The organism is Variovorax sp. 22077 (assembly GCF_052044195.1).
GTDB lineage: Bacteria > Pseudomonadota > Gammaproteobacteria > Burkholderiales > Burkholderiaceae_C > Variovorax > Variovorax atrisoli.
On sequence record NZ_JBQEQC010000003.1, the window covers coordinates 359,692 to 373,678 of the forward strand.

Annotated in this window: 12 protein-coding genes and 1 riboswitch; of the genes, 9 read left to right on the forward strand and 3 right to left on the reverse strand. The window is 67.9% G+C overall.

What is annotated here, in order from left to right:
* Positions 1-35 precede the first annotated feature (35 nt).
* The 3 genes from ACTJLF_RS06230 to ACTJLF_RS06240 are packed head-to-tail and all read right to left on the reverse strand — an operon-like array spanning position 36 to position 3,346.
* Positions 36-956, reverse strand: coding sequence for a pseudouridine synthase (locus ACTJLF_RS06230; protein WP_184606983.1), 921 nt, complete (start codon positions 954-956; stop codon positions 36-38).
* On the reverse strand, positions 953-2,266 hold the full coding sequence (locus tag ACTJLF_RS06235; protein ID WP_440882694.1) for a leucine-rich repeat-containing protein kinase family protein: 1,314 nt from the start codon (positions 2,264-2,266) through the stop codon (positions 953-955). The genes ACTJLF_RS06230 and ACTJLF_RS06235 overlap by 4 nt, the downstream gene beginning before the upstream one ends.
* Before the next feature lie 9 nt (positions 2,267-2,275).
* Entirely contained in the window at positions 2,276-3,346 is a 1,071-nt protein-coding gene (locus ACTJLF_RS06240) for an MBL fold metallo-hydrolase (protein ID WP_019658512.1), read from the reverse strand.
* A 119-nt stretch (positions 3,347-3,465) separates the two neighbouring features.
* On the opposite strand from ACTJLF_RS06240, the gene ACTJLF_RS06245 reads away from it, so the two are divergent.
* From ACTJLF_RS06245 to thiC, 9 genes are all read left to right on the forward strand, one after another.
* Positions 3,466-3,900, forward strand: a complete 435-nt coding sequence (locus ACTJLF_RS06245; protein ID WP_019658511.1) for a MerR family transcriptional regulator — start codon at positions 3,466-3,468, stop codon at positions 3,898-3,900.
* 26 nt (positions 3,901-3,926) lie between these two features.
* A complete protein-coding gene (gene can / locus ACTJLF_RS06250; protein WP_126186174.1) occupies positions 3,927-4,667 on the forward strand; it encodes a carbonate dehydratase in 741 nt (246 codons plus the stop codon).
* Positions 4,668-4,709: 42 nt separating this feature from the next.
* Positions 4,710-6,530 carry a bifunctional isocitrate dehydrogenase kinase/phosphatase gene (gene aceK / locus ACTJLF_RS06255; RefSeq protein ID WP_126186175.1) on the forward strand — a complete coding sequence of 607 codons (1,821 nt, stop codon included), beginning with the start codon at positions 4,710-4,712 and terminating at the stop codon, positions 6,528-6,530.
* Positions 6,531-6,688: 158 nt separating this feature from the next.
* A complete protein-coding gene (locus tag ACTJLF_RS06260) occupies positions 6,689-7,873 on the forward strand; it encodes an acetyl-CoA C-acyltransferase (protein ID WP_132753362.1) in 1,185 nt (394 codons plus the stop codon).
* Positions 7,874-7,964: 91 nt separating this feature from the next.
* A complete protein-coding gene (locus tag ACTJLF_RS06265; protein ID WP_126186177.1) occupies positions 7,965-9,212 on the forward strand; it encodes a glutamate carboxypeptidase in 1,248 nt (415 codons plus the stop codon).
* Between the two features lie 118 nt (positions 9,213-9,330).
* Positions 9,331-10,461, forward strand: a complete 1,131-nt coding sequence (locus tag ACTJLF_RS06270) for an acyl-CoA dehydrogenase family protein (protein WP_132753360.1) — start codon at positions 9,331-9,333, stop codon at positions 10,459-10,461.
* A 1-nt stretch (position 10,462) separates the two neighbouring features.
* The gene (locus ACTJLF_RS06275; protein WP_440882695.1) at positions 10,463-11,302 is read left to right on the forward strand and encodes a metallophosphoesterase; all 840 of its coding nucleotides are present in this window, start codon (positions 10,463-10,465) and stop codon (positions 11,300-11,302) included.
* 136 nt (positions 11,303-11,438) lie between these two features.
* Positions 11,439-11,858, forward strand: a complete 420-nt coding sequence (locus ACTJLF_RS06280; RefSeq protein WP_440882696.1) for a YchJ family protein — start codon at positions 11,439-11,441, stop codon at positions 11,856-11,858.
* Positions 11,859-11,899: 41 nt separating this feature from the next.
* Positions 11,900-12,005, forward strand: a riboswitch (TPP riboswitch).
* An 89-nt stretch (positions 12,006-12,094) separates the two neighbouring features.
* A complete protein-coding gene (gene thiC / locus ACTJLF_RS06285; protein WP_019658502.1) occupies positions 12,095-13,978 on the forward strand; it encodes a phosphomethylpyrimidine synthase ThiC in 1,884 nt (627 codons plus the stop codon).
* The last annotated feature ends 9 nt before the right edge of the window (positions 13,979-13,987 follow it).

Consider the following 13,987-nt stretch of genomic DNA (forward strand, 5'->3'; position numbering starts at 1 on the left):
AAACACGCCTCGTTACCCACGCCTCCCCACGCGCGTCACTTCGGTGTCAGCAGCAGGCTGCGGCGGCTGGCGAAGCTGCGCTGCTCCCCCGTCACGGGGTCGGCGAACGAAAGCGAACGCGCGAGCAGCTGCATGGGCCGGGCGAAGTCGTCGGCGCCCTCGGGCAGCAGCACGGGGTAGATCGGGTCGTTCACGATCGGCATCCCCAGCGCCAGGCAGTGCACGCGCAGCTGGTGCCTGCGGCCGGTGATGGGCGACAGCCGCAGCAGCGCAAGGCCGTCCTGCACGTTCAGCACTTCGATGCGGGTCTCGGAGTTGGGCTCTCCGGGTTCTTCGCGCACGCGCATGAAGTGGTCGTCGTCCACGAGGCGGCTGCGGTAGACCTCCGGCACCGACGACACGCCCTCATGCCACGGCACCACGGCCTCGTAGTGCTTGGCGATGCGGCGCTCGGGAAACAGCGACTGGTAGGCGCCGCGCGTGGCGGGCTTCACCGAGAACAGCACCAGCCCCGAGGTACTGCGGTCGATGCGGTGCAGCGGCACGAGGTCGTCGAGCCCCAGCTTGCGCTTGAGGCGCACCAGCAGGCTTTCCTTGAGGTACTTGCCCTTGGGCGTCACGGGCACGAAGGGCGGCTTGTCGACGACCAGCAGCTGGTCGTCCTGGAAGACGACCTCCTCCTCGAAGGGAATGCTCGCCTCGCCGTCGAGCGTGCGGTAGTAGTACACGCGCAGCGGCGACTGGTAGCGGCGCGTGGCGGTCACGGGCACGCAGTGCTCGTCGACGACCTCTCCCGCTTCGATGCGCTCCATCCAGGCTTGGGGCGTGATGACGGGAAAGCGCTCGATCAGGAACTCGGCGATGGTCGGCCATGTACCGTGCGGCAGGCCGATGCAGCTCGGGCCCACGCCCTCGCGCGTGGGCAGCGGCATCCGTGGCGGCCGGCGGCGGGTCATGGGCGAGGCGCGTGCCTCTGCAGCACGGACAGGACTTCGGCGAAGGTGGGGCGTGCCGCCGCGTCGGCGCCGAGGCAGCGCTCCTTCAGAGCGACCGTCTCCTGCGGCGGCGTGTCGGTGCAGCGCTGCAGAAGCTCTTCCAGCAGGCAGCCGAAGGCGCGCACCTCCAGGGACTGGAATGCCCGCGCCTGCTTCGCATCGAGCGCACCGGTGAGCCACGCGGCGCCGAAGTCGCCGAGCCGGCCGCCCCCTTGGGCATGCCACAGGATGTTGTGCGCGTAGAGATCGCCATGGACGATCCCCCGCGCATGCAGATGCTGCGCGGCCGAGGCGATGTCGCAGGCGATGCGCAGCGCCACGGCGGTGCTCCACTTCGCTTCCTCGGCATAGACGTCGCGCGTGCACGAAGCGAGGCTGGGCGGCCCCGCGAGGGTCGCGAATGCCGGATCGACCAGCGCCATCACGAGACCTTCGGTGCCTTCGGGATGCCCGTCGATGCGGCTGCGCGCGGCGATCAGCGTGGGATGCGCGCCGGCCGCGATGCTGGCGGCCATCTCGCTGTGCGGCCAGCCGTCGCTGGTGACCGCGCCCTTGAAGAGCTTGACGGCCACCGGTTGGGAATCGGCACCCAGGGTCGCGCGATGGATCACGCCCGACGCGCCTTCGCCGAGCTTCTCGCCGAGTACGATCTCGCGCCAATCGACGTGCGGCACCGATCGGGCGGCGATGGCGGCGTCTTCGGCCTGCGTGTCGAAGGGGTTGCCAGCGCAGGCGAGCCACGAAAGGCGCGGCAGCGCCGGCAGCCACCCGGGCAGCGCCTCGAAGCGGTTGGCCGAGATGCGCAGCAGCTCGAGCCGCCCGAGCTTCGCCATCGAGTCGGGCAGCGTGCGCAGCCGGTTGCCCGCGAGCATCAGCTTCTGCATCCGGGCGCAGTCGCCCAGCGAATCGGGCAGCGCCTCGATCTCGTTGTCGGTCAGGATCAGCCATCGCAGCGACGCAGGCAGCGCGCCGGCCGGAACGCTGCGGATGCGGTTGGCCTTGAAGCCCACGATGTCGAGGCTCCGACAGCGGCCGATGGATTCGGGCAGCGCGGTGAAACGGTTGTCGGAGCAGAACAGAACGCGCAGCCTGTGAAGGCGGTGCAGGTCGTCGGGCAGGGTGTCGAGCGCATTGCCCGAGAGGTTCAGCACCTCGAGCGAATCGGCGAGATCGAACACCTCCCGCGGAAACTCGGTGAGCCCGCAGGAGAGATCGATTCGTGTCGCGCCTGCCAGCCGGCCCGCGCGCAGCTGAGCCAGCATGTCGTCCATCCGGCGAGTCTAAGCCGCCGCGGCCTTGGGACCGAAGCGGTAGACGCCGTCCTTGCCCAGCTCGCGTCGCACCTGGCCCGCGAACCACAGCAGGTGCAGGTGCGCGACGGTCTCGCCCATCGCGAAGGTCATCTGGTGCAGGTCGAGTTCGCGCTTGAACAGGATCGGCAGGCCCTCCGCGGCCGTGAGCCCGCGCGCCGTGCAGGCTTCGAGCAGCTCGGCCAGCCGGTCGCGGTGGTGCTCCTGCAGCTGCTCGACGCGGCGATGGATGCCCCGGAACGGCTTGCCGTGCGCGGGCAGGCCCAGCGTGTCGGCCGGCAGCGCCTTGAACTTCTCGATGCTGTCGAGAAAGAGGCGCAGCGAGTTCGCCTCGGGCTCGCCCGCGTGCACGCTCACGTTGGTCGAGATGCGCGGCAGCATCATGTCGCCGCCCAGCAGCAGCTTGAGCTCGTCGCAGTACAGGGAGATGTGCTCGGGCGCATGGCCGTAGCCGCTGATGCAGCGCCAGGCGTGGCCGCCGATGTCGACGACGTCGCCGTCGAGCATGCGCACGAAGCTGTCGGGCACCGAGGGCACCATGTTCGCGTAGTAGTTGGTGCGCGCGCGGATCTTGGCGACCGCCTCGGGGTCGGTCAGGCCGTGCGAGGCGAAGAAGCGCGCCGCCTGCTCGCCGCCGGCGAGGGTGTCGCCGGCGGTGCTGAGCACGCGGGCCACGTGGTAGTCGGTGGAGCTGATCCACAGCGGCACGTTCCAGCGCTTGCACAGCCAGTCGGCCAGGCCGATGTGGTCGGGGTGCATGTGGGTGACGATGACGCGCAGGATCGGCATGCCCTGCAGCTGTGTCTCGAACACCTGCTCCCACTGCGCGCGCGCCTCGTCGCGGGCGATGCAGCAGTCCACCACCGTCCAGCCCTCGACGCCGTCGATGCTGTCGCGCAGCAGCCAGAGGTTGATGTGGTCGAGCGCGAAGGGCAGCCGCATGCGGATCCAGCGCACGCCGGGAGCCACCTCCAGGGCCTGGCCGGGTTCGGGCAGCGTGTCGCCGAGGGGGTAGTGGAGTTCGCGTTCGAGGAGGTTCATGTAAGATTGACGTTTACGTAAACGTCATGAGTCAAGGGCACCATTGTAGGGATCGCGGCGCAAACCTGCTGTCGCGCCCGTAACGCCCCCAACAAGGCCCTCCTTCCGCCACTGTCTTCATGCCCGCGCAGACCTTCACCATCAGCCAGCTCGCGAAGGAATTCGACCTCACCACGCGGGCGATCCGCTTCTACGAGGACATGGGCCTGCTCTCGCCCGAGCGCGCCGGCCTGCAGCGCATCTACAGCGCGCGCGACCGGGCGCGGCTCACGCTCACCCTGCGCGCCAAGCGCCTCGGCCTGAGCCTGACGGAGGCCAAGGACATCCTCGACATGTACGACAGCCCCCGCGACACCGTGCCGCAGCTGGAGCGCTTCCTCGGCGTGCTGGGCGCCCACCGCGCCCAGCTGGAAGCGCAGCTCGCCGAACTGCAGGCCAACCTCGCGGAAGTGAAGGAACACGAGAAGAAAGGGCGGGCAACGCTCGCCAAGGCGCAGAAAAGCAAGGCACAGAAGGCCGGCAAGGCCAACGGACAGGCCGAAGCCAAGGCCTGAAGCACGTCTCACCGACAATATCGACCATGCCAGACAAATCCCAGACCCTCGACGATCTCTTCGCTCACAACCGTGCCTGGTCCGCCCAGATGGAACGCGACCGGCCCGGCTTCTTCACCAGCCTGGTGAAGCAGCAGACGCCGCGCTACATGTGGATCGGCTGCTCCGACAGCCGCGTGCCCGCCAACCAGATCACCGGCCTGGAACCGGGCGAGGTGTTCGTGCACCGCAACGTCGCCAACATCGTGGTGCACTCCGACCTCAACGCGCTCTCGGCGATCCAGTTCGCAGTGGAGCACCTGAAGGTCGAGCACATCATGGTGGTGGGCCACTACGGCTGCGCTGGCGTGAAGGCCGCGCTCAGCGGCGCGCGGATCGGCCTGGCCGACAACTGGATCCGCCACATCCAGGACGTGCGCGACCGCCATCACGTGATGCTGGACAGCCTGCCCGACGAGGAAGCGCGCGTCGATGCGCTGTGCGAGCTCAACGTGGCCGAGCAGGTGGTGAACGTGGCGGTGAGCACCGTGATGGTCGATGCCTGGGCGCGAGGCCAGAAGGTCACGATCCACGGCTGGACCTTCGGCGTGCACGACGGCCTGCTGCAGGACCTGGGCCTGAGCGTGGACGGCACCCAGCCGATGGATGCCGCCTACAAGGCCACCGTGCAGCGCATCCGCCACAAGTGGAGCAAGCCCGGCGAGTTGGTGAGATCGGTGGGGGCGCAGAGCGTGCAGCCCAAGGCCGAGAGCTCCGGCCAGTCCTGACGCCGAGCGGCCCGCCGCCTTCCAGCCTCTGCTTCGCCCGTCATGTTCCCGCAGCGCCTCGATTCGCCGCTGGCCTACGACATCGCGAAGGCGATGATGGACGGCTTCAACCGGCACTACCGGTTGTTCAGGGCCGAGTCGGCGCGTGCCAAGCACCGCTTCGAGACCGCCGACTGGCACGGCCAGCAGCGCGCGCAGCGCGAGCGCATCGAGTTCTACGACCTGCGCGTGAGCGAGGCCGTGGCCCGGCTCGAGAAGGAGTTCAAGGCGGGCGAGCAGCCGATGGACGTGTGGCACCAGACCAAGCTGCACTACATCGGCCTGCTGGTGGACCATCACCAGCCCGAGCTGGCCGAGACCTTCTTCAACTCGGTGACCACGAAGATCCTGCACCGGGCCTACTTTCAGAACGACTTCATCTTCGTTCGACCGGCCATCAGCACCGAGTACATCGAGCCGCGCGGCGCACCGACCTACCGCCCCTACTACCCCCGGCCCGAAACGCTGGCCGACACCATCGAGCAGATGCTCGACGACTTCGCGCTGATCGGCAGCTTCGCCGACAAGCGGCGCGACGCGGAACGCGTGGCGAGCGCCATCCTGGGCCGCTTCCACCAGGTCAAGCTGCGCGCCAACTTCCAGCTGCAGGTGCTGTCGGGGCTGTTCTTCCGCAACAAGGGCGCGTACGTGGTCGGCAAGATCATGAATGGCTTCACCGAGCTGCCGTTCTCGCTGCCCATACTGCACGACAGCCGCGGCCGGTTCTACATCGACGCGGCCCTCTTCGGCGAAGACGACCTGCAGATGCTCTTCAGCTTCGCGCGGGCCTACTTCATGGTCGACATGGAAGTGCCCTCTGCCTGGGTGCAGTTCCTGCGTTCGCTGATGCCGCGCAAGCCGCGCGCCGAGATCTACAACGCGCTGGGCCTCGCGAAGCAGGGCAAGACGCTCTTCTACCGCGACTTCCTCTCGCACCTGAACTACTCGAGCGACCGCTTCCGCATCGCGCCCGGCATCAAGGGCATGGTGATGCTGGTGTTCGACCTGCCTTCGTTCCCGTTCGTGTTCAAGGTCATCAAGGACTTCTACCCGCCGCAGAAGGACACCACGCGCGAGCAGATCAAGGGCAAGTACATGCTCGTGAAGCATCACGACCGCGTGGGCCGCATGGCCGACACGCTGGAGTACAGCGACGTGGGCTTTCCGCTGGACCGCTTCGAGCCCGAGCTGATCGAGGAGATCCGCAGGTTCGCTCCCAGCCAGCTGGAGATCGGCGACCGCGACGGCAACGGCGAGATGGAGCTCGTGGTGAAGCACGTCTACATCGAACGGCGCATGATCCCGCTGAACATCTACCTGCAGGAGGCCTTCGACGCGCTGGCCAACCCCGAGAGCCCGGCGCATGCGAAGCGCGCGAAGGAGCAGCTCGCGCATGCAGTGGTCGAATACGGCAATGCGATCAAGGACATGGTGGCCGCCAACATCTTCCCCGGCGACATGCTCTGGAAGAACTTCGGCCTCACGCGCGGCGGCAAGGTCGTGTTCTACGACTACGACGAGATCGAATACGTCACCGACTGCCAGTTCCGCAAGGTGCCTGCGCCGCGCAACGAGGAGGACGAGATGAGCGGCGAGGTCTGGTACTCGGTGGGCCCGAAGGACGTCTTTCCCGAGACCTTCGAGCCCTTCCTGCTGGGCAACAAGGACGTGCGCGAGGCCTTCATGGCACACCACGCCGACCTGCTCGACGCCGCCTTCTGGCAGCACCACAAGGAACGCATCCAGGCCGGGCAGATGCTGGACGTGTTCCCGTACGAAGAGTCGCAGCGCTTCAGACACGAGGGGCACGCGACACACTTCTAGAAACCGACAGCCGGACGCAGACGACGTGAAGATCGCGCAAGGAGCGCAAAAGGAAACGGCAGATCCTTTAGTGGTCTTCTTCCGCGACCTTCGCGAAACCTCGGCGCCCTCTGTATCCGGACACCCGATTTTTTCAACATATCCAAAGGAGACCCGCAATGTCCGAATCCATCGTTATCGTCGGCGCCGCCCGCACCCCCATGGGCGGCTTCCAGGGCGACTTCGCCTCCCTCTCCGCGCACGACCTCGGCGGCGTGGCCATCAAGGCCGCCGTCGAGCGCGCGGGCATCGCGCCCGACACCGTGGGCGAGGTGCTGTTCGGCAACTGCCTGATGGCCGGCCAGGGCCAGGCCCCGGCGCGCCAGGCGGCCTACAAGGGCGGCCTGCCCGACAGCGCGGGCGCGGTCACGCTCAGCAAGATGTGCGGCTCGGCCATGAAGGCCGCGATGCTTGCGCACGACCTGCTGCTGGCGGGCACGCACGAGGTGATGGTGGCCGGCGGCATGGAAAGCATGACCAACGCTCCCTACCTCATGCTCAAGGGCCGCGGCGGCTACCGCATGGGCCACGACCGCATCTTCGACCACATGATGCTCGACGGCCTCGAAGACGCCTACCAGCCGGGCCGCAGCATGGGCACCTTCGGCGAGGACTGCGCCGCCAAGTACAAGTTCACGCGCGAGCAGCAGGACGCCTTCGCCATCGCCAGCGTCGAGCGCGCCAAGAAGGCCACCGACACCGGCCTCTTCAAGGACGAGATCGCGCCCGTCACCGTCAAGGGCCGCAGCGGCGAAACCGTGATCTCGGTCGACGAGGGCCCGGGCAAGGTCAAGCTCGACAAGATCCCCACGCTCAAGCCCGCGTTCAAGAAGGACGGCGGCACCATCACCGCCGCATCCAGCTCGTCGATCAACGACGGCGCGGCCGCGCTGGTGATGATGACCGAGTCGCACGCGAAGAAGATCGGCGCGAAGCCCATCGCGCGCATCGTCGGCCATGCCACGCACGCGCAGCAGCCCGAGTGGTTCTCGACCGCGCCCGTCGGCGCCGTGCAGAAGCTCTTCGCCAAGACCGGCTGGAAGGCGCGCGACGTCGACCTCTGGGAAGTGAACGAGGCCTTCGCCGTGGTGCCGATGGCGCTGATGCACGAACTCGACGTGTCGCACGACATCGTCAACGTTCACGGCGGCGCCTGCGCACTGGGCCACCCGATCGGCGCCAGCGGCGCGCGCATCATGGTCACGCTGATTCACGCGCTGAAGGCGCGCGGCAAGACGCGCGGCGTGGCGACGCTGTGCATCGGTGGGGGCGAAGGCACCGCAGTGGCACTCGAATTGCTATAAGAACCATGGCTGGGGACGCCCGACAACAGGCGTCCACCAGCTTTTTTCATTCCGACAACCCGAACGAACAATGCGTAGAGCAGGAGATTCCATGCGCCCATCCATCCACCGCACAGCCATTGCCGCCGTGCTGGCCACCGCCTTCGTGGCGGGCACCGCCCTGGCCCAGAAGCGCGACAACGTGCTGTTCCAGGCCGCCACCGACGAGCAGCCGGCCGTGATCAAGACGCTGGAGAAGCTGGTCAACATCGAGACCGGCACCGGTGACGCCGAGGGCATCGCCGCCGCGGGCAACTTCCTCGAGGCCGAGCTCAAGAACCTGGGCTTCACCGTCACGCGCAGCAAGTCGGCCGGCCTGGTGGTGGGCGACAACATCGTGGGCAAGATCAAGGGCCGCGGCGGCAAGAACCTGCTGCTGATGTCGCACATGGACACCGTCTACCTCAAGGGCATTCTCGCGAAGGCCCCGTTCCGCGTCGAAGGCGACAAGGCCTACGGCCCGGGCATAGCCGACGACAAGGGCGGCAACGCGGTCATCCTGCACACGCTCAAGCTGCTGAAGGAATACGGCGTGCGCGACTACGGCACCATCACCGTGCTGTTCAACACCGACGAGGAAAAGGGTTCCTTCGGCTCGCGCGACCTGATCCAGGAAGAAGCCAAGCTGGCCGACTACGTGCTCTCCTTCGAGCCCACCAGCGCAGGCGACGAAAAACTCTCGCTGGGCACCTCGGGCATCGCCTACGTGCAGGTCAACATCACCGGCAAGGCCTCGCATGCCGGCGCCGCGCCCGAGCTGGGCGTGAACGCGCTGGTCGAGGCCTCCGACCTGGTGCTGCGCACGATGAACATCGACGACAAGGCGAAGAACCTGCGCTTCAACTGGACCATCGCCAAGGCCGGCAACGTCTCGAACATCATCCCCGCCAGCGCCACGCTGAACGCCGACGTGCGCTACGCGCGCAACGAGGACTTCGACGCCGCCATGAAGACGCTGGAAGAGCGCGCGCAGCAGAAGAAGCTGCCCGAGGCCGACGTGAAGGTGATCGTCACGCGCGGCCGCCCGGCCTTCAATGCCGGCGAAGGCGGCAAGAAGCTGGTCGACAAGGCGGTGGCCTACTACAAGGAAGCCGGCGGCACGCTGGGCGTGGAAGAGCGCACCGGCGGCGGCACCGACGCGGCCTACGCTGCGCTCTCAGGCAAGCCAGTGATCGAAAGCCTGGGCCTGCCCGGTTTCGGCTACCACAGTGACAAGGCCGAGTATGTGGACATCAGCGCGATTCCGCGCCGCCTGTACATGGCTGCGCGCCTGATCATGGATCTGGGCGCCGGCAAGTGAATGCTGCCCCCCGGCTTTTCACTCGCGTTGCTCGTGTAACTCCACCCCCCGAGGGGGAGGCGCGGTCCGCCTTGGGGCGGCCCGGCGGCGACCGCCTCGTCACATAGAAGGAACTGCCATGTTGTTGACAGCAGACCAGGAAGCCATCCGCGACGCGGTGCGCGACTTCTCGCAAGCCGAACTCTGGCCCAACGCCGCGAAGTGGGACCGCGAGCACAGCTTTCCCAAGGAGGCCCACCAGGGCCTCGCGGCGCTGGGCGCCTACGGCATCTGCGTGCCCGAGGAGCATGGCGGCGCCGGCCTCGACTACCTCACGCTCGCGCTGGTGCTGGAGGAAATCGCGGCCGGCGACGGCGGCACCAGCACCGCGATCAGCGTGACCAACTGCCCCGTCAACGCCATCCTCATGCGCTACGGCAACGCGCAGCAGAAGAAGCAGTGGCTCGAGCCGCTGGCGCAGGGCCGGATGCTCGGCGCCTTCTGCCTGACCGAGCCGCAGGCCGGCAGCGATGCATCGAGCCTGCGCACCACCGCGCGCAAGGACGGCGACGGCTACGTGATCGACGGCGTGAAGCAGTTCATCACCAGCGGCAAGAACGGCCAGGTGGCCATCGTCATCGCGGTGACCGACAAGGGCGCCGGCAAGCGCGGCATGAGCGCGTTCATCGTGCCCACCGACACGCCCGGCTACAACGTCGCACGGCTGGAGGACAAGCTCGGCCAGCACAGCAGCGACACCGCGCAGATCAACTTCGACGGCTGCCGCATTCCGCGCGAGAACCTCATCGGCGCGGAGGGCGAGGGCTACAAGATCGCGCTCGGCGCGCTGGAAGGCGGGCGCATCGGCATCGCCGCGCAGAGCGTGGGCATGGCGCGCAGCGCCTTCGATGCCGCGCTGGCCTACGCCAAGGAGCGCCAGGCCTTCGGCGGCTCCATCTTCGATCAGCAGGCCGTGGGCTTCCGCCTCGCCGAATGCGCGACGCAGATCGAGGCCGCGCGCCAGCTGATCTGGCACGCCGCGAGCCTGCGCGACGCCGGCCTGCCCTGCCTGAAGGAGGCCGCCATGGCCAAGCTCTTCGCGAGCGAGATGGCCGAGCGCGTGTGCAGCGCGGCCATCCAGACGCTGGGCGGCTACGGCTACGTGAACGACTTTCCGCTGGAGCGCATCTACCGCGACGTGCGGGTCTGCCAGATCTACGAAGGCACGTCGGACATCCAGAAGCTGCTGATCCAGCGCGCGCTGGCGTGACGTGAGCGAAGGTCGCGGGCGGCGCCCGGCTTGGCTGTACGCCGCGGCCATCGTGCTCGCGACGCTGGCCGTCTGGGGCTTCGTCATCGAACCGCGCTGGGTGGCTGCGCGCGTCGAGCCGCTGAGCTCCGAGCAATGGCAGACTCCCGCCGGCCTGAAGGTCGCGGTGGCGAGCGACTGGCATCTCACGTCGCGCTCCGCATGGCGCGTCACCGGCGTGGAGCGCGCCGCACGCATCGTCGACGAGATCAACGCCGCGCAGCCCGACGTGGTGCTGCTGCCGGGCGACTTCCTCGCGGGCACGGGCGAGGACGACGAGCCCCTGCCCGTCGAGGATATGGCAGCCGTGCTCGGCAGACTCAAGGCGCCGCAGGGCGTGTACGCGGTGCTCGGCAACCACGACTGGTGGCACGGCGGACAGCGCATCGCCAAGGCGCTGGCCGAGCAGGGCATCCGCGTGCTGGAGAACGCCTCGGCGCGCCTGCCCGGCCACGACATCTGGGTGGTCGGCATCGGCGACCATTCGACCGGCCATTCGGAGCCGATGCGCGCGCTGGCCGGCGTGCCGGCCGATGCAGCGACGCTGGTCATGATGCACGACCCCTTCAGCTTCGCGACCATGCCGCGCACGCACGGGCTGGTGGTGGCCGCGCACACGCACGGCGGACAGGTGAGCGTGCCGGGCTACGGGGCGCTGATCGTGCCGGGCGCGGCCCCTCGCGAGTGGGCCTACGGATGGATCACGCACAAGGACAGGCGCATGTACGTCACGAGCGGGCTGGGCGTCAGCATCCTGCCGGTGCGCTTCAACATGCGGCCCGAGTGGGTGATGTTCCGGTAGGGGTGCCGCCATTCGCTGCGAGGCGCTGCGGCATGGCGGCGTCTTCGAGGCCATCGCCGCGAGCGGGCCTCCATGGCCCATCCGCGGGCTTGCCCTCTCGGCACAAGGGCCGCAAGGTGTTCCAATGCAGGTCTTCATGAGTGCACCCGATCCCCAATCCAGGCCCTGCCCTTGCGGCCGGACCGACCGCCGCGACAAACCCATCGCCTTTTCCCTTTGCTGCGGCCGCTATCTCGACGACTTCGACCGCACGCCCGCGCCCGATGCCGAATCGCTGATGCGCTCGCGCTATTCGGCCTTCGTGCTGGAGAGAGGCGAATACCTGCTCGCCACCTGGCACGAATCGAAACGCCCCGCTTCCGTCGAGTTCGAGCCGGGCGTCAAGTGGCTGGGACTGGACGTCCGCGCGCGCTCGGTGCTCGACGCGGACCACGCCGAGGTCGAGTTCGTCGCGCGCCAGCGCGGCCCCTCGGGCACCGCCACGCGCCTGCACGAGCGCAGCCGCTTCGTGCGCGAGGACGGGCGCTGGTACTACGTCGACGGCGACCTGCGGTAACAACCCGCGGGTTGACGCGCCCGGCCGAGGCTCGCACAATCGGCCCCGCTCCGGGGTGCACGCATGTGGCGTGCTGAGATGGCAAAGCTGCCGACCCGCGAACTTGATCCGGGTCATACCGGCGTAAGAAGAGCTGCACTCCCTGACTTCGGTCCGTCCACCTTCCGTGACGGGCTTCTGCCGAAGGCCACCGAGCGATTGCGGAGCACCCTTTCTGTCCACAAGGAGTGCCTCCGATGAATGCCCCCGACAAGTTCACCTCGCTGCTCACGCTCACGCGCGAGCCCTTTCCCGCGTCGCACAAGTGCGTGATCCCGGGCAGCCGGCCCGACCTGTTCGTGCCCGTGCGCGACGTGCAGCTGACCAACGGCGAGACCGTCTCGCTCTACGACACCTCCGGCCCCTACACCGACCCGAAGGTCGAGATCGACGTGCGCCGCGGCCTGCCCGACGTGCGCGGACCGTGGATCGCCGAACGAGGCGACACCGAGAGCTACGAAGGCCGCGTGCACCACGCGCTGGACGATGGCGCGAAGAACGAGGACCGCGACGCCCAGCGCCTGGCCGAACTGCGCGCCGGCGCCTCGGCGCTGCAGCGCACGCCGCGCCGCGCGAAGTCGGGCTCCAACGTCACGCAGATGCACTACGCGCGCCGCGGCATCGTCACGCCCGAGATGGAATACGTGGCCCTGCGCGAGAACGGCAAGCGCGAGTGGATGGCCGAATACCTCGCCAACGAGGAACGCGCGAAGCGCGTGGCGGGCAACCCGATGGGCGCGAGCATCCCGCGCATCATCACCCCCGAGTTCGTGCGCGACGAGGTGGCGCGCGGCCGCGCGATCATCCCGGCCAACATCAACCACCCCGAAGTCGAGCCGATGGCCATCGGCCGCAACTTCAAGGTGAAGATCAACGCCAACATCGGCAACTCGGCCGTCACCTCGAGCATCGAGGAGGAAGTGGAGAAGCTGGTGTGGGCCATCCGCTGGGGCGCGGACAACGTGATGGACCTTTCCACCGGCAAGAACATCCACACCACGCGCGACTGGATCGTGCGCAACAGCCCGGTGCCGATCGGCACCGTGCCCATCTACCAGGCGCTCGAGAAGGTGGGCGGCGTGGCCGAGGACCTCACCTGGGAGATCTACCGCGACACGCTCATCGAGCAGGCGGAACAGGGCGTCGACTACTTCACCATCCACGCCGGCCTGCGCCTGCCCTTCATCCACCTGACGGCCAACCGCATGACGGGCATCGTGTCGCGCGGCGGATCGATCATGGCCAAGTGGTGCATCGCGCACCACAAGGAGAGCTTCCTCTACACGCACTTCGAGGACATCTGCGACATCATGAAGGCCTACGACGTGAGCTTCTCGCTCGGCGACGGCCTGCGCCCGGGCTCGGGCGCCGACGCCAACGACGAGGCGCAGTTCGCCGAGCTGCGCACGCTGGGAGAGCTCACGCAGGTCGCGTGGAAGCACGACGTGCAGACCATGATCGAAGGGCCCGGCCACGTGCCGATGCACATGATCCAGTCGAACATGGACGAGCAGTTGAAGCACTGCCACGAGGCGCCGTTCTACACGCTGGGCCCGCTGACCATCGACATCGCGCCGGGCTACGACCACATCGCCAGCGCCATCGGCGCGGCCATGATCGGCTGGGCCGGCACCGCGATGCTCTGCTACGTGACGCCGAAGGAGCACCTGGGCCTGCCCGACCGCGACGACGTGAAGCAGGGGATCATCGCGTACAAGATCGCCGCGCACGCGGCGGACGTGGCCAAGGGCCATCCGGGTGCTCGCTCGCGCGACGACGCGCTGAGCAAGGCGCGCTTCGAGTTCCGCTGGCAGGACCAGTTCAACCTGGGCCTGGACCCCGACACCGCGCGCGAATTCCACGACGAGACGCTGCCGAAGGATTCGAGCAAGGTGGCGCACTTCTGCTCGATGTGCGGCCCCAAGTTCTGCTCGATGAAGATCACGCAGGAGGTGCGCGAGTACGCCGCGAAGAAGGGCGTGGCCGAGGATCAGGCCATGAGCGAAGGCATGGAGGAGAAGTCGAAGGAGTTCATGGCCGGCGGGGGCGAGATGTACATCCCCATCAAGGCCGTGCCCTGAAGCCTTGAT